4 protein-coding genes and 1 pseudogene are annotated in these 19,418 nt (G+C 33.3%); all 5 read left to right on the top strand.

What is annotated here, in order from left to right:
- Positions 1–20 precede the first annotated feature (20 nt).
- Positions 21–530, top strand: a pseudogene (locus AC3IS6_RS19775) (AMP-binding protein); the annotation flags it as partial.
- A 90-nt stretch (positions 531–620) separates the two neighbouring features.
- Positions 621–2,834: a MupA/Atu3671 family FMN-dependent luciferase-like monooxygenase gene (locus tag AC3IS6_RS19770; protein WP_489164935.1), complete on the top strand. Its 2,214-nt coding sequence runs from the start codon at positions 621–623 to the stop codon at positions 2,832–2,834.
- Complete coding sequence (locus AC3IS6_RS19765) at positions 2,824–7,281, top strand: type I polyketide synthase (RefSeq protein ID WP_489161887.1); 4,458 nt, start codon at positions 2,824–2,826, stop codon at positions 7,279–7,281. The genes AC3IS6_RS19770 and AC3IS6_RS19765 overlap by 11 nt, the downstream gene beginning before the upstream one ends.
- Positions 7,281–13,754: an amino acid adenylation domain-containing protein gene (locus tag AC3IS6_RS19760; RefSeq protein WP_489161886.1), complete on the top strand. Its 6,474-nt coding sequence runs from the start codon at positions 7,281–7,283 to the stop codon at positions 13,752–13,754. Before AC3IS6_RS19765 ends, AC3IS6_RS19760 begins: the two co-directional genes overlap by 1 nt.
- 8 nt (positions 13,755–13,762) lie before the next feature.
- Positions 13,763–19,411 (top strand): amino acid adenylation domain-containing protein, encoded by a 5,649-nt coding sequence (locus AC3IS6_RS19755; RefSeq protein ID WP_489161884.1) that lies wholly within the window; start codon positions 13,763–13,765, stop codon positions 19,409–19,411.
- Positions 19,412–19,418 lie beyond the last annotated feature (7 nt).

The raw sequence follows: 19,418 nt of genomic DNA, 5'->3' as shown, positions 1-19,418 counted from the left end.
CGCCAAATAACGTAGCTGTTGTGTTTGGAGACACTGAGCTAACCTATCATGTGCTTAATGAGAAAGCGAATCAGTTGGGAGCTTATTTAAGGGAAACTTATGCTATTCAACCAGATGATTTAATTGGGATTAGGTTGCATAGAAGCGAATGGATGCTTGTGACTATTTTAGGAATATTGAAATCGGGCGCAGCCTATGTACCTATTGATCCGGGTTATCCTGAAGAGAGGATCGCTTATGTGGAAAAAAACAGTAATAGCAAAGTTGTTATAGACGAATCGTTTCTGCAAAAATTCCATAAAATTCAAGACAACTACTCGAAAAACAATATAGAAAAGATCAATCAGTTTGATGATTTAGCTTATGTTATCTATACTTCTGGTACTACAGGAAATCCTAAAGGGGTGATGCTGGAGCATGGAAATCTAACAAACTTTTTGTTTGGAATGGATAAATCGATTTCTATAAATGAGAAAGATCACTTATTAGCCATTACTTCAATTTCATTTGATATTTCAATTCTGGAGTTGTTTTGGACCTTAACCAGAGGTATAACGATTACTTTAAAAGGGGACAATACTTCGCTTAATAATTTTGATTTATTTTTAAAAGACCATTCAATGGCGCTGGATTTCAGCTTATTTTATTTTTCAAGCCAAGATGATTCAAATGATAATAAGTACCAGTTTTTAAAGGAATCAGCAGACTATGCTGATAAAAACGACTTTTCGGCAATATGGCTGCCTGAAAGGCACTTTCATGAATTTGGAGGAATATTTCCAAATCCATCCGTATTAGGAGCAGGATTGGCAACAATTACAAAGAATGTTGAAATTCGTTCTGGTAGTGTTGTACTGCCATTGCATGATGCTGTCAGAGTAGCAGAAGAATGGTCAGTGGTAGACAATTTATCTAATGGAAGAGTTGCATTGTCTATTGCATCTGGCTGGCATGCTGATGATTTTATCCTGAAACCGGAAAATTATTTGGATAGACAAGAGATAATGTACGACCAGATAAAGGAACTAAAAACTCTTTGGAAAGGCGGTTCTGTAAAAAGAGAAAATGGCTTGGCTCAGGAAATCGATGTTAAGGTATATCCAAGACCTGTTAATTCGAATTTAGAGATTTATATTACTTCGGGTGGAAACTCAGAAACATTTAGAAGCGCAGGTAAAATAGGAGCTAATATATTAACGCATTTACTGGGGCAGGAGATAAAAGATTTAGGAAATAATATAAAGATCTACAAGCAAGCATTATTAGAAAACGGTTATTTTCCGGAAAATGCCAAAATAGCTCTGATGCTTCACACCTATATTGGAACCGATTTAGAGGAAGTAAAAAAGAAAGCAAAAGAACCTTTTAAATCCTACCTAAGATCAAGTTTGGGATTGATACAAAACTTAGCCAAAGCTTTAGAGAAAGACATTACGACCATTAGCGAAAATGATTTGAATGATTTACTTGAGTTGGCATTTGAAAGATACTGGCAAACAGCAGCTTTGCTTGGAACAAAGGATTCATGTAAAAAAATACTATCTGATATTCATGCAATAGGAGTTACCGAGATAGCCTGTTTAGTAGATTTTGGTATTGCAGATACTGACGTACTTAAAGCATTAGAACACTTGACTGAACTGAAAAGTAATTACAGAAAAGATAGAAAGCTGGATGTCTCTAATACCAATCCAATTACTTCAATGCAGATAACACCATCTTATTTAGAAGCACTATTAGAAGATGATAACTCCAGTTTATTTATAAAATCCCTGAAAAATATAATTGTTGGGGGAGAAAAATTTTCTAATGAGCTGTTGAGTAAGATTAGGGAGAGGACAGATTCTGAAATATATAATATGTATGGTCCGACAGAAACTACAATTTGGTCCACTTTTCAGAAAGCACAGAAAAATTCCAAATTGAATATTGGGAAACCAATACAGAACACTCAAATTTATATTCTGGATGAGAATAATAAAGTCTGTCCGATAGGTGTAAAAGGAGAGTTGTGCATAGCCGGGGATGGTTTGGCAAGAGGGTACTACAAAGAAGAAAAATTGACCGCGGATAAATTTATTGCGTTTGAGAAGTTTTCGGGAATTAATGAAACAATATACAAAACCGGAGATTTAGCCAGATGGCTGGCTGATGGTACATTGGAGCATTTAGGCAGGCTTGACAATCAGGTTAAAATAAATGGTTTCAGAATTGAATTGGGCGAAATAGAAAGTGTACTACTTCAATATGAACAAATGAATCAGGTAGTGGCATTAGTTGCACAAAATGAAATGGGGAATAAAAATCTGGTAGCTTATTATACGAGTTCTAAAAAAGCAGAGTCTGCTGAGTTGAGGGAATATGCAGAGCGAAGATTACCAAGTTATATGGTTCCCGGTCATTTTATTCAACTAGATGAAATTCCATTGACTCCCAATGGAAAGATAGATAGAAAGAAGTTGCCAACATTCGAAGAGTTATTGACGAGTAAAGAATATGAAGCTCCACGAGATGGGGTCGAATTGAGGCTAGTTGATATTTGGTCGAAGGTGTTAAATATTGACAATGATAAAATTGGGGTGAAGGATAATTTTTTCGATTTAGGAGGGAATTCTCTACTGATGATAAAAATGCTGAACTCCTTAAATAAGGAATTTCAAACCAATATATCACTGCTGGAAGGCTATAATTTGCCCAACATTTTTGCAATTTCAGATTATATGAAATCGAACAAGAATAGCAGTCTGGTGGAAGAAAAAAACAAAATAGAAGAACTTTATAATGTAATGGAAGAATCGTATAACTTATTAAATTTTGAAAATAATGAAGACTAATCAATATTCGGGATTTGAGGTTGCAGTAGTTGGAATGTCATTTAGGACATCAGGAGCTTCAAACTGGAGAGAGTTTTGGCAAAACCTAATCTCGTCAAAGGAATCATTGAGTTTTTTGACTGAGAAAGAGTTGATTGATGCAGGTATGGATAAATCGTTTATTAAAGATAAAAATTATGTTAACTGCACAACAAACATCATAAATAAAGATTGCTTTGATTCTAAATTTTTTGGGTATTCTAATGATGAGGCAAAGATGATGTACCCGGGACACAGATTTTTCCATGAGTGTGTTTGGGAAGCTTTAGAAGATGCAGGCTATATTCCTGAAAATATAAATGAACCAGTAGGAATTTATGCCGGTGCAGGAGAAGACATTATATGGAAATCTTTTGTTAATCTATCTGCCGAAAGTCAGAAAGTCAATAATTTTTTCCTGAATACGATAAACAATAAGGACTATCTGGCGACACTAGTTTCTTATAAGTTAGGGCTAAGAGGGCCTTCAATGGCTATTAATACGGCTTGTTCAACCTCCTTAGTTGCAATTCATACCGCTTGCAAAGCATTAATTTTTGGAGAGACTAAAATTGCTTTGGCCGGAGCTTCATCATTAGTCAACGGAAGCCAGAAAGGCTATATTTATGAAGAAGGATCTATTGTTTCAAGAGACGGTCATTGTAAGGCTTTTGACAAAGATTCTACAGGTACTGTTAATGGCGAAGGTACTGGTGTAGTAGTTTTAAAAAGATTAAAAGATGCTTTAGAGGATAGAGATAATATTTATGCGATCATAAAAGGAAGTGCCGTTAATAATGATGGTAATAAAAAAGTAGGATTTACTGCTCCCAGTATTGAAGGACAGGTTGCCTGTATTAAAATGGCTCAAAAATTCTCCAGAGTTGACCCCGAAACTATAAGTTATGTAGAAACACATGGTACCGGAACTAAGCTGGGAGATTCAATTGAAGTCGAGGCATTAAATATTGCATTTAAAAACAACAATGATTTTGCTTGCCCTATTGGTTCCGTTAAAACAAACATAGGACATCTGGATACGGCATCAGGAGTGGCCGGATTCATCAAAACAGTTTTAAGTTTAAAAAACAAAAAAATTCCGGCAAGTTTACATTTTAACGAGCCTGACCCCAATATTAATTTTCAGGGAGGACCATTTTTTGTCAATAATAATTTGTCAGAATGGGAAACAAAAAATGCTAATCCTCTAAGAGCAGCCGTAAACTCATTTGGAGTAGGAGGTACAAACGCACATCTTATTCTGGAAGAAGCTCCGGTTGTAGAAAGAAATGCTTCAGAAAAGGATTTTAATTTGCTTGTTTTGTCTGCTAAAACAGAGACTTCTCTAAATAACTATTTTGATAAATTAACGAATTTCTTAGCAAAAGAAGAAGATTTGAATTTATCAGATATGTGTTATACCTATCAAACAGGTCGTCAGAATTTCGAGAACAGAATCGCATTATCATTTAAAAATAAAAATGAATTGCAGCTAAAACTGGAAGAAATTATAGCACAAAGAAAACCATTTGCAAAAGTAAAAGGGGCGCAAAGTTCTGTTGTTTTTATGTTCCCGGGACAAGGTTCTCAATATGTAAATATGGGGAAAGATTTATACGAATCAAATGCCATATTTAGAGAATATATGGACGCTGGTTTTGAGTTTTTAAAGAAATTAACAAATCAGGATTTTAAAAAAATAGTGTATCCTGAGAATATTGACGAAAGTTATAATATAAACGATACTTCTTTTGCTCAGCCCATTATTTTTCTTGTAGAATATGCTCTGGCAAAAGTATTAATAGATTATGGTATAGTTCCCAATTATATGATTGGCCATAGCATAGGCGAATATACAGCGGCTTGTATAAGCGGACTTTTCACCTTTGAGCAAGCGCTGAAATTGGTGGTTAAGAGAGGAGAACTAATGGCCAGTTTGCCAAAAGGTTCAATGATAAGTGTACCTATAGATGAGCTACAGGCTCAAAAGTTTCTAAGTGATGAGATTTCTCTTGCTGCAGTAAATGGGCCTGGTCAGGTTGTTCTTTCAGGAAATGATAGTGCAATCGAAAAAGTAATCGAAAGATTAACGGAGAGTGATATACCATATATTAAACTTCATACCTCTCATGCTTTTCATTCAAGCATGCAAGATTCTATTCTTGAGGAATTTAAAGCCGAATTTGAAAGTTTAGAATTCAATAAAATACAAATACCTTTTGTTTCAAATATAACGGGGGATTTTATTAAAAACGAGGAAGCGATTTCAAGCGATTACTGGGCAAAACAACTCAGAAATACAGTGAAATTTTCAAAAGGTGTAAGCAGTTTACTGTCAGATAATAATCGTGTTTTTATTGAAGTTGGTGCAGGAAGTTCACTAAGTAGTTTATTGAGACAGCATAAAACAGAAAAGAGCACTAAAATAGTAAATACCTTAAGATCTATAAAAGTTAACGAAAATGACGAAAAGTATTTCTTAGAAAACCTTGGATTACTTTGGACTTATGGAGTTAATGTAAAATGGCAGAAGTTACATGAAAATCAGGAGAGGTATAGAATTTCGGTACCTACTTATGCTTTCGATAACTTGAGATACAAAGCAGAAATAGACCATAACAAGCTGTTTAATGGAGCTAATAGTATTGTATTAAATGATTTAGAAAATAGTTTTTATTTTCCTTCCTGGAAACGTTCAGTGCTTGATTCTCGTAATAATTCAGATCACAAGACTTTCTTAGTTTTTTCTGATGACACAGATTGTTCGAGAGAAATGATTAAAGAAATTACTGACGCAAACAATAGTGTAATAGAAGTATTGACAGGTGCATCTTATTTTAAACATTCTGCATCTAAGTTTTCAATTGATCCCTTAAACACTGATAACTACAATCAATTGTTCCTGGATCTGGAATCTGAAGGGATAAGTATCTCAAGTGTCATTTATCTATGGTCGTTAAGCGTTAAAGCATCAGAAGTAAAGTTAGTTGAAGAAAATCTAGAATTCAATCTGATTTATTTTTGTTTGGGAAGGATTACTAAGACATGGAAAAATGGGAATGATAAAAAGATTTTCGTATTCACTAATGTATTACATAGTGTACTTGGAAACGAAAAGATTAATTACTGCAATTCTTTAGTATTAGGGTTGATTAAGGTTATGCCTCTTGAAAATCAGATTATTGGAGTAAATGTTGATATTGATACAGATAATTGGAATACAAAATTAGTTCAGAATGTTGTTTCTGAGGTTTTAAGTAACAACATACAATCTGATCGAATTGTTTCCTATCGATTAGGTCAGAGATGGGTTCAGGATTTTCAAAAAGTTTTCCAGAATTTAAATAAAGAAGAAGGCTCGTCTATCAGAAAGCAAGGAACATACTTGATTACGGGAGGATTAGGAAAATTAGGGAACTCAATTTCAAAATACTTGATAAACGAATATCAGGCCAATGTGATATTAATAGGAAGAAGAGATTTAAGTATCATTAGCGACAGTGAAGATCTTAGTGTTAAGAGATATAAAGAGTTAGAAAAATTGAGCGGAAATATTAAATATTTAAGCGTAGATATATCCAATTCAGATGATCTTAATAGAGTAGTAGCACAAAATAGAGAGCTCTTTAATACTGTTAATGGAATCATTCATTTAGCCAGAGGAAATGACAATGATGTCGATTTTATAGAGAATCTATCATTAGATAAATCAATCAATATGTTGACTCCCAAAGTTAACGGGATTGAAAATCTATACAGAGTTTTTAAAGATATTGATATCGATTTTAGCTGGATGACCTCTAGTTTGTCTGCTACATACGGAACAATGGGATTGTCAGCATATACTTCTTCAAACATCTATTTAGAATATTTTGCCTACAGTAAAGCAGGTAATTTTAAATGTATTGAATTTCCCGCAATTAATTTTGAAGACAATGGAGCTTACAATAGGCAAAACATCTTGTCTGACTCGGAGGTTATTGAAGTTTTCGAGAAAAGTTTGAATATTAAAAATGCAAATGTCATATACATATCTAAAGAGGACATAAACTTAACATTAAAAGCCTTTTTAAATATAGAAGGTCTAAATATTGACTCAGACTATAAGCAGACCAACGAGAAAACGGAACGACCTGACTTGGAAACAGAATATCTATCTCCTCAAACGGATACTGAGAAAAAACTAAAATTAATTTTCGAAGATTTTTTTGAGATACTTGATGTAGGTGTAAAGGATGACTTTTTTGAACTGGGAGGAGATTCATTAAGAGCAATGGTATTTCTGAAAAAAATTAATAGTGAGTTTAGTATAGAGATTTCGATCAGCGATTTTTTCTCTAATAAGAATATTCAAGGTCTAGCCAATTTAATAGATGAAAAAAATTGGTTAAATGTGAGTCTTGATTTGAAAAACGAAATAACGATCTAATGAGAGAATTATTAGCAACACTTAGGGAAAATAAAATTCATATTTCTTTAGAAAACGAAAATCTGAAATTGAAATTTGACGGTGACGGAATACCGGATTCAATTTTAGAAACGATTAAAAAGAATAAAGAACAGTTAATACTGTTTTTGAAAAATAATAATCAACCTAATCGTTTAATTTCTGCTATACCTAAAGTGGAGCAGCAGGAGGACTATGCTCTTTCATCGGCACAGCATTCGATATGGCTTCTTAGTCAGATAGATGTAGTCGCATTAGGCTATAATATTTCGGAAATTTTTAAATTTAAAGGAACTTTAAATATTGAAATTCTTGAATTAGCAATAAAAGAAGTAATCAAAAGACATGAAATACTAAGAACAGTATTCAAACAGAATAGTTTTGGGGAAGTAAGACAAGTTATCTTATCATCTTCTGATTTTAAATTCAACTTAAACTATGCAGATGTCAGTAATTTAGAGGATCCTGAAAAAAAATTAGAGAAAATTATCGATGATGAAATAGGATACCAATTTGATTTATCTTCTGAATCTTTATTCAGGGTAAATTTGATAAGAACCGGTTCGGAAGAAATTGTATTATGTTTTGTTATACAGCATATTATAAGCGACGGATGGTCAATTAATTTGCTGATTAATGAAATGCTAACATTCTATATGGCTTTTTGCCAAAATAAGAGTATTAGATTAGAGCCATTAAGAATTCAGTACAAAGATTATTCAGAGTGGCAGCAAAATAATTTAAACAGCGAGCTACTGGAAAAGAATAAATTATTCTGGACGAATCAATTTAATGATGAATTGCCTGTCTTAGAATTACCAACCTTAAAAGCCAGACCTATTGTTAAAACCTATAATGTGAATACGTTATGGCATAATTACTCGGATGATTTTTTGAGTAAGTTGAAATTGATTTCTAAAAATGGTGACACGACCTTATTTTCGACCTTAATGTCTGTTATGAATCTTTTGCTATACCGATATTCAGGACAAGATGATGTAATTTTAGGAACAGCTATTGCAGGAAGAGAAAACCAGGAATTGGAAAATCAAATTGGAATGTATATTAATACGTTGGCAATTCGAACAAAACTCAATGGATCTGAAAATTTTACTGAATTATTAAGTAAAGTAAAGAATGTTTTACTGCAGGCATTTCAACATCAGGATTATCCATTTAATGAATTAATTAACGAGCTTAAGCATAAGAGAAGTAAAAACAGATCTCCATTATTTGATATTTTGGTCATACTTCAAAATCAGAAAAGTATCCAGGCAAATGAGTTTAAAGTTTCTGATTTAGAGATATCTAAAATTTCGGAATATCAAAATTCAACGAGTCAGTTCGATATGAAATTTGAGTTTTTTGAAATGGAAAATGGATTGAAGCTGGGATTAGAATACAATACAGATATTTATGATTCGGCTTTTATTCACAGATTTTTTTCTCATTTTGAAAACATTGTAGATTCTATATTCCAGAATTCAGAGCTGCCAATCGGTCATTTAAGTTATTTGTCAAAAGAAGAAGTAAATCAGCTTTTATTAGGATTCAATGATACTAAGATGGTGTATCCTGATACTAAAACGGTAATCGACTTATTTGAAGATCAGGTAGAAAAAACGCCCGAAAGTATTGCCGTTGTATTTGAAGAGATAGAGTTGACTTATAAGGAACTTAACGAAAAATCAAATCAATTAGCGCACTATTTAAGAGAAAACCACGCCATTCAGCCTGATGATTTAATAGCGGTAAAACTGGATAGAAGCGAAAAGATAATCATAGCTATTTTGGGAGTATTGAAATCAGGTGCAGCTTATGTGCCAATAGATGTTAATTACCCAAAAGAAAGAATAGCTTATATTGAAAAAGACAGCAATAGTAAGATTGTTATCGATGAAAAAGTGTTGGAAAAATTTAGTGAGATTCAGGAAAATTTTCCAAAAGAAAATATAGTGAAGATCAATAATCCACATGATTTAGTCTATGTGATTTACACTTCCGGGACAACCGGGAATCCTAAAGGAGTAATGGTGGAGCATGGTAATCTTGTGAGTTCCACAATTAGTAGAATTGAATTTTATCAAGTTCAAAAAACATTACTATTAATATCTTCTTATGCTTTTGATTCTTCAGTTGCCGTTATATGGGGAGGATTAATCAATGGAGGTGCACTGGTAATTGAAAATGAGTCTGTAATAAAGGATTCAGAAAGTATTGTAAAGAGAATAATAAAAAGCGAGGTAACAGATATGCTTTGTGTACCAAGTTACTATGGTTTTTTATTCAATGAACTAAAAAAAAATAAGGATTCTTTGAAATTGAAAAATTTAATTCTAGCCGGAGAGCAGGTTAAATTAGATTTGATAGCTTCTCATAAAGAAGATTTTGAGAATATCACATTGTTTAATGAATACGGGCCAACTGAGGGTACCGTTTGGGCAACAGTATTTAAAATAAATGATTTTGAAAATCTGGTTATTCCAATAGGAAAACCAATATCAAACACTCAGATTTATATTTTAGACGATAACTTAGAGCCAGTTGTTATTGGAGGTTCAGGAAAGTTGTATGTTTCTGGCTCAGGTGTTGCCAGAGGTTATTTGAACAAGCCGGAGCTTACATTGGAGAAGTTTGTACCAAATCCTTTTATAGCAGGCAAGCGTATGTATGACACGGGAGATTTAGCGTGTTGGCTACCCGACGGAAACATTGAATTTTTAGGAAGAAAAGACCATCAGGTAAAAATCAGAGGTTATAGGATTGAGCTTGGAGAGATCGAGAATACCATTTTACAGTACTCAGAAGATTTAAAACAAGTAGTTGTTGAAGTAAAAGAAAACAATCAGGAGAAAGTACTGGTTGCTTACTTTGTTTCGACAGCAAACCTGGAAAAAGCGCAGTTGCGTAGTTTTCTGCAAGAGAAATTGCCGGATTACATGGTTCCGGGTTTTTATATTGAATTAGAGAAATTGCCACTAACCCCTAACGGAAAAATAGATAGAAACGCCTTGCCTGGTATCTCTGTAGAAGATGTCATAAGAAAAGAGTATGTAGGTCCAAGAAACAAAACCGAAGAAAATTTGGTTCTAATATGGCAGGAAGTTTTAGGAATAGAGCAAATCGGGATAAGCGATAATTTCTTTGAGTTAGGAGGACATAGTCTTATTATCGCTCAGGTGATCAACCGTACACATAAGCAATTAGGAAAAACAGTCTCTTTTAAGGTATTTTTTGCCAATCCAACGATAGAAGGCTTGAGTAAGGAATTACAGGAGAAGAATTTTATAGCAATCCCCACAGCAACAGAAGCAGCATCTTATCCGTTGACCTCTTCGCAAAGCCGACTTTGGATTTTGAGTCAGTTGGAAGGCGGTTCATTGGCATATAATATGCCAGCGGCAGTCAAACTAACCGGAGTTGTTGATGGGACTAAATTTGAAGAATCGTTTAAACGATTGATCTCTCGTCATGAAATTTTGAGAACCAGCTTCAAAACAGATCAGTCCGGAGATGTTCGACAATACATCGTACCCACAGAGCAAGTTAACTTTGCGATAGCAGAGCAGGACTATAGTGCAAGAGAAAATCAGGGAGAAGCCATTGCAGATTATTTACAAGCAATAAACAATGAGCCTTTTGATTTAGAACAAGCACCACTTGTCAGAGCTTCTTTAATCAAATTAAAAGAAGAAGAGCATGTATTTTTCTTATCCCTTCATCATATTATTGGAGACGGATGGTCAATAGAAGTCTTGATATCAGAGGTTGTGAAAACCTACAATGCGCTAACGCAAGGAACAGAAATAGCCTTACCGGAATTAAGCCTTCAGTACAAAGACTATGCAGTCTGGCTCAATGACGAAATACAGCAGGAGCAATATCAGGCATCCGAAGATTATTGGCTTGAACAATTTGCAGGCGAGTTACCGGTATTGGATTTACCAAGTTTTAAAACCCGTCCATTAATTCAGACTTATAATGGTGATAGCCTTACCCACCGATTTTCGAGAGTATTTTTAGATAAATTAAAAAGATTTTCAAAAGAACAGGACCTTACCTTGTTTATGAGTTTAATGGCAGGAATAAATGCTTTGTTGCATAAATATACAGGTCAGGACGACATCATAATTGGAACCCCGATTGCAGGAAGAGAGCATCCGGATCTGGAGCATCAAATAGGTTTGTATCTCAATACGCTTGCCATACGAACTCAATTGAAAAAAGAGACCAGTTTTGCAGATCTTGCAGCCTCCCAAAAAGAGACTTTATTGGGAGCTTACGAATATCAGAGTTATCCTTTTGATGTATTGGTGGGCAAACTGAACTTAAAAAGAGATACGAGTCGTACCGCTTTATTTGATATTCTGGTTGTTTTACAAAACCAGGGACAATTGAATAATCTTAATAATGAGGAACTGGCCAATTTTCAGGTAAGTGATTATGAGTTTTCCAGAAAAACATCACAATTTGATGTGAGCTTCACCTTCGCAGAAACAGAAGGATTAGACCTTACCATTGAATACAATACCGACATCTACGATGCTTATTTGATAGAAAGAATGTTTACTCATTTTGAGAATCTTGTTACGGGAGCTCTGGAACAGCCGGAAATGCCTATTCATGATATCGACTACCTCACCAAAGAAGAAGAGCAAGAGTTGTTGGTTGGATTTAATGATACAGCCGTAGCTTATCCAAAAGATAAAACAATAATAGACTTATTTGAAGATCAGGTTGCCGGCACACCAAATAATATTGCTGTTGTATTTGAAGAAACAGAACTAACATATCAGGAGCTAAATGAAAAGGCAAACCAATTGGCTTTTTATTTAAGAGATCGATATGCTGTTGAAGCGGATGACTTGATCGGCATAAAGCTTGATAGAAGCGAGAAGATGCTCATCGTTATTCTGGGAATATTGAAATCGGGAGCGGCTTATGTTCCAATAGATGTTAATTATCCACAGGAAAGAATTGCTTATATCGAGAAGGACAGCAATAGCAAGATTGTTATTGATGAAGAAGCTTTAAGTGTATTTGCAGAAGTTCAGCAGGAATATTCGAAAGCGAATCCTGAAAAAATAAACAAACCACATGATTTAGCCTATGTAATTTATACATCTGGTACTACAGGGAATCCAAAAGGAGTGATGGTAGAGCATGAGAGTCTGGCAATAAAACTTATTCATGAAAAACAACTATTAGGTCTTTCTAAGGATATGAAGAGTTGTCTTATGACTAATTATGTGTTTGATGTATCTATACTGGAAATTTTGTTACCATTAATGATTGGCGGATGTATAGCAGTGCCTAGGACAGAAATTATTCTGAACTCGGATGAAATAGTGAAATTTTTAGAATCAAATCAGGTAACTATTTTACAGGGAACGCCTACCTATTTTAAGAACATATTAATAAGCAATGATTCAATCTCTAAAATTGATTGTGTAACAACTATTTGTTTGGGAGGAGAGTCTTTAGATGAGAAAATATTTTTAAAGATTCAAGAGATATTTCCAAATGCCAGCATAAACAATCATTACGGTCCTACGGAAACTGTCATAGACGCAACCAGTTATTTAAATATTAAAAATTTCCCTAAAAATATTATTGGAAAGCCATTAGAGAATACCAAAGTTTATATGCTTGACAGTAATAAAAAACTGCAGGCTATTGGAGTAATTGGAGAGCTATATATAGGAGGTGTTTCTTTGTCCAGAGGGTATTTGAATAAAAATACTTTAACTGAAGAGACTTTCTTTTCTGATCCTTATAATGCAAATGGAAAAATGTATAAAACGGGAGATTTGGGAAGATGGCTGCCTGATGGAAATATCGAGTTTATAGGTAGAAAAGACAACCAAATTAAGATACGCGGGTATCGGGTAGAACTAGGAGAAATAGAGAAAACGATTTTAAAAGCTTCCAAAATAATAAAGCAGGCTGTAGTAGATGTAAAAATAATAAAGGAAGAGAAGTTTCTCGTGGTGTACTTCACTGCTCATTCTAAAATTGATATCTATGAGATAAAAGAAGCTATTAGCAGGTATTTACCAGACTATATGACTCCGACTTATTTTGTTGAAATTAAAGAGTTTTTTCTGAACTCTAATGGAAAAATAGACAAAACAAAATTCCCTGAAATCTCAGAAGACAATCTTATAAAGAATGTTCTTGTATTACCTGGAAATGACTTGGAGGTTCAATTATTGGAGCTTTGGAGGAATGTACTAAACATTGAGAAAATAAGTGTTACAGATAATTTCTTTGATGTTGGAGGAAACTCAATATTAGTGACAAAACTCTATGAACTCCTTAAAAAAAATATATCACAAGACATTAGTATTACCCATTTATTCTCGATGAATTCAATTCGTCTGCAAGCCCAATATATATCGCAATACAAGCCTGAGTCCATAAAACAAGAGGAAATTATAGAAATTGATTTTTAAAAATAATTATGAAAAATAACAAAATGAAAGATATAGCAATTATAGGATTTTCAGGTGTTTTTCCTGAGGCAGAATCAGTTAGCGAATTTTCTAAGAACTTGTTAGAAGGGAAATGTTCTATTAATGAGATATCAAAAGCAAGATTATTTAATACTTCAATTTCAGATGAAATTAATTGCTACAAAGGCGGTTACTTAGATGAAATTACTCTTTTTGATTATAATTTTTTTAATATCTCTTTAGGGGAAGCAGAGGAAATGACGCCTCATCAAAGATTGATCTTGCAAGAAGCCTATAAAACCTTTGAAAATGCTGGTTATAGACCAAAAGATTTAAAAGGTTCTAATACATCCGTATATGTGGGGGACACAGATACCAGTTATTATCTCTTAGCGGAAGAATCTACTCCTACATTAATCGCCGGAAATACAAGTGCAATGCTTGCAAGCAGAATTTCCAGGTTCTTTGATTTAAGAGGAGTGGCATTGAATGTAGACACAACTTGTTCTTCGTCATTAACTGCAATAACTCTTGCCTGTAAAGACATATTGCTGGAAGAAACAGATCTGGCATTAGTATGTGGTGTAAATATAAATGTTGTTCCTACTCAGAAAGACTCTAAAATAGTTCTTGGAGTTGAAGCTGTAAGCGAAAGTTGTAATCCATTTTCAGAAAAGGCAGATGGAACAATGGGCGGGGAAGCAGTGACTTGTATTTTATTGAAATCGGCAGAACAGGCTATAGCAGACGGAGATATAATTTATGGACTAATAAAAGGTTTTGCTTTAAATCAAGATGGTGGACAATCTGCCAGTATAATGGCTCCAAGCGTTGAAGCTCAGGCGGATGTGATCGATAAGGCATTGAAAAAGGCAGGACTTACACCAAGTGACATTACATTCATTGAGGCTCACGGAACAGGTACCAAATTAGGAGATCCAATTGAAATTGAAGGATTATCTCAAGTTTTTGGACCTATTCTTGAAAATGATGAGAAAGTATATATTTCTGCAGTTAAATCTAATATTGGACATACAGATAGCGCCGCTGGAATCGTTGGAGTTATCAAAGTATTACTTTCTTTTAAAAACAATATTATATACCCATCCATTAATGCGCTTCCTTTAAATTCTTATATCGATTTTGAAAAAGCAAAAGTTGAGGTAGTAACCACACCTATTAGCTGGGATGCCGCAAAAAAAACAACAAGAAAAATTGCAGGAGTGAGTTCTTTTGGTTTAATGGGGACTAATACACATCTAATTTTAGAATCATACGAAAAAGCAGATTCATCTTCTTTAAAGAACGACAGTGATGAATATATTTTCTGTTTTAGCGCAAAAAGTGAAACGAGTTTAATTAATTACCTGCAAACATTTCAAAATTATTTAAAACATACAACAGATAGTATAAATGATATTTCATACACATTAAATAATTATAGAGAAATTTATCAGTTCAGATACATAGCAATTGCTAAAAATATAAACCATCTACTGGAGATTCTGGAAAATGTAACAAATGAAATGATTGTAAGTAGTGGTACTGATGATCTTAAAGAAAGCATATTGTTATTTGATGACTCTATTTCAATAGATAATAAGGTATTAGAAGGTATGCCTGATGTTGGTGTTTACAAAAACCATTTGTTAAGTAATGCCCAACAATCTCTGTTTGTTCAATATTCCAGCTATCAGTCTCTTGTGAAATCGGGAGTGCTTATTAATGAAATGATTGGAATTGGGGTTGGAAAGGTTTTATTAAAAGTATTAAAAAAAGAGATATCTCTCGAAGAAGCTTTGCAAACTGTAGATCATGTTTCTCTTGAAGCGGAAAATGAGAATGAAGAGTTAAAAGCTCGCGCAGAAAAATTAATTAGCAAGTATTCGAACGGATTAAAAATAATAGCAGTAGGTTACGATGGAAAATTAGGTACTATTTTTAAAAAGATAGTTAATGACAAATTATGTTACAACGTAATTGGTTATAGCTTACCAATGAATGAAAACTTAAAAGTATTGTTTAAGCTTAATTTTAACGTTGACCCAAAAGATTATTATTACAGAGAGCAATTTTCTAAGATAGAATTACCATCCTATTGTTTTGATGAAAAAAGATGCTGGTTAAGGACTACTGATAATCCGTATGATCCCAAATTTATAGGATTTGAAAAAAGAGTAAGTTTAGAGAGTTACGATAATCTGCCAATAGTGGAACAGTTGCAGAAAATGTGGAGTGAAATTCTAAAAACTGAAATGCAAAAACAGGATGATTTTTTTGATTTTGGAGGTCATTCTTTAAATGGTTCGCAATTGATCAATAGAGTTAATGAACGTTTTTTCTTAAACCTAAACATCGATGATTTATTTGAAAATGGTACACCGCAGGATATGGCACTATTAGTAGAATCATTGGTGAAAAATGACGGTGACATACAAGTGGAACAGGAACAGATTAAAACTGTACAACCACAAGAACTTTACGAAGTGTCATTTGCTCAAAAGAGTCTTTGGTTACAAGCTAAGATGTCTAACAATTCAACTAGTCTTAATGTTCCAATATCTATTATTATTGATGGCGAATTAGATTGTTTTAATTTAATAAAAGCATACAATGCTATCGTTGAGAGACATGAGTCTTTAAGAACGACATTTGTTTTTGTTGAAGGTAAATTAAAGCAAAAGATAAATGCTTTTGAAGACTTAGAATATTCTATCAAATATGAAATAAAAGAAAATTCGTCTAAAGAAAACCTAAACAGGTACATATTGAAATTAGAGGAATCTCCCTTTGATTTAATCGAGACACCTTTAATTCGTGCCAATATAATAAAAATTGAAAATAACAAGCACATCTTAAATATCACATTGCATCATTTAATCTGCGATGGCTGGTCAGTAGAAATTTTAAAGAAGGAATTGTTTTATACCTACAATGCATTATGCTTAGGTGAAGAACCGCAGCTTCCGCAATTAAAAATCCAATATAAAGATTATGCTGTTTGGCAATTTGAGAGATCACAATTGCTAAGTTTTAAAGAGAGCGAATCGTTCTGGCTGGATCAATATAAGGAGCTACCAAAAGCTTTAAATCTACAATTACAAAAGCCAAGACCGGATATAAAAACATTTAAAGGGAACATTGATACTTTTCAAATACCTCATGATTTAACGGTTCAGATAAAGCAGCTATTGAAAGAGGAAGAGATCACTTTAGCCATGTTTGTTGGAACTATTTTAAATTTGTTTTTATGTAAATTATCGGGAGAATCAGATATAACTATTGGATTTCCAATCTCGGACAGAAGTCGCAAACAATTAGAAAATCAAATAGGTCTTTATCTTAATACGATCGCGTTGAGGTCTAAATTTAATAAGGATGTGTCCTTTAAGTCCTTGATAAAAGAAGTTTCAAATAATTTAAAGCTGGCATATAAAAATCAAATCTATCCTTTTGAATTACTCGTTGAAAAATTAAATCTGCAAAAAGATTATAGTCGTTCTCCTTTATTTGATATCGTATTTACAGTTCAAAATTATGTAGATCTGAATGTTTTAGGAGAATTAGAAAATATAAGCAACAACGACATAAAATTAAATCATTTCAAAATTGACGATTATTCTAGCGCTCAGTTTGACCTGATTTTTAGATTTATGGATTTAGAAAACGAATTGTCTTATGAAATGGAGTACAATACAGATTTGTTTGCTCCTGAAACCATAATTAAATACCACGATTTTCTCATTAATATATTGCAGCAATGTCTTAGTGACAAAAATATTGATATTGATAATATTTCTTTGGTATCAAATAATGATATAATAAAACAGATTCAACAGCTTTCGGGGGCAGAAGAAAAAGTAACTGTCGACGAAAATATAGTGGAGTATTTATCTTCAATTTGCAAGAATCACAAAGACAATGTAGCTGTAACATTTGAAAATCAAAATTACTCCTACGAAGAGCTGGATACCATTTCTACTAAGCTGGCTAACTATATCATTGCAAATGAAGAGTTAAAACCGGAAGAGAATGTAGTTGTTTCCTGTGATGTGTCTCCTTTGTTGATAGCGACCATGATAGGGATATTAAAGGCAGGTTTAGTATACGTACCATTAGATAAGAAGCTGCCGGCACAGCGTCGGGAATATATTATTGAGGATGTTCAGGCAAAATTAGTAATTGACGATTTTTGGCTAGCCGATTTCGTAAAAAATATAGACAATATATCATCAGATAAAGTTGAGGTAAAGATTTCTCAAGAGCAATTGGCTTATATTATTTATACGTCAGGTTCGACAGGAAAACCTAAAGGCGTGATGATTACACATAATAATCTAATGGAGTTGATGCTAAATTGCAAAGATTCACATTACGATTTTTCTGAAAATGATGTATGGACGCTATATCACAATTATTCTTTTGATTTCTCAATTTGGGAGATATTTGGGCCATTATTTTTTGGTGCAAAGCTTATACTTATTGATAGAGCCAAAATATTAGATTTTACAGAATATTTTAAACTGATTAAGGAGCAGGGCGTTACCGTTTTGAATTTTACTCCTAAAGTATTTGTTGAATTTGATAATCTAAGGGTTAAAAAGAATGAGCAATTTGATAGTTTAAGATATGTGATTTTTGGCGGGGATATTTTATTTCCGGGCATCTTTAAGAATTGGCATAAATCGCATGCTTCCTGTAAATTGATAAACATGTATGGAATTACTGAAATAACCGTACATGGGACATTTAAAGAAATACTTGTCGAAGATATTTTTGAGAAAGGAAATATTAGCAATATTGGAAAACCTATTCAGGGACTGAAATTTTATATTCTGGACGAAAAAGGAAAAATAGTGCCTGAAGGTGTAATTGGTGAAATTTTTATTGCTGGAAATCAATTGTCAAAAGGTTACTTTAACAAGAAAGAGCTAACCGAGGATCGTTTTCTGGAAAAAAATTATTACGACTTAGGAACATTGTATAGAAGTGGAGATCTGGCGCGTTGGCTGTCTACCGGAGAATTAGAATATATTGGACGAATTGATAGCCAGATAAAAATAAATGGATTCAGAATCGAATTAAATGAAATTGAAAACATTTTATTAGAACATCAGTCTGTTGAATTTGTTCATGTTACTTCTGTTGATGAAGAGAATAAAACATACCTGTTAGCCTATTTTAAAGCGAATCAGACAATAGACCCTGAAGAACTAAAAAAACATCTCAAAAAGCATTTACCGCATTATATGATTCCTGATTTCTTCGTTCAGGTGGATAAAATCGAGTTGAATTCCAATGGTAAAATTGATAAATCCAATTTCCCCGATTTGCAAACCATAAAAGGGTCTAAAGAAAAATCTGAACACAATTTGCAAGGAAAAATAATTGATCAGATACATTCTCTTTTTTGTGAAATTTTAAATTATGAAGAATTGCCAGCCACTGAGAATTTCTTTGATTTAGGAGGTTCTTCATTACAGTTGATTCAATTGCATAGCGCAATAGATTCCCTATGGCCTAATAAAGTACTAATCTCAGATCTCTTTGAATTTAATTCCATAGAAGAAATTTCTTCTTTTATCGATAGAAATTTAGATGATACATCTTCATCGGAAGTGAATAATAATAAGAATATTGAATTTTTTGAAATCTAAAAATACT

Source organism: Flavobacterium sp. KH_035 (assembly GCF_057839565.1).
The sequence above is the reverse complement of the archived record's forward strand: the minus strand, read 5'-3'. Positions and strand labels throughout refer to the sequence as shown.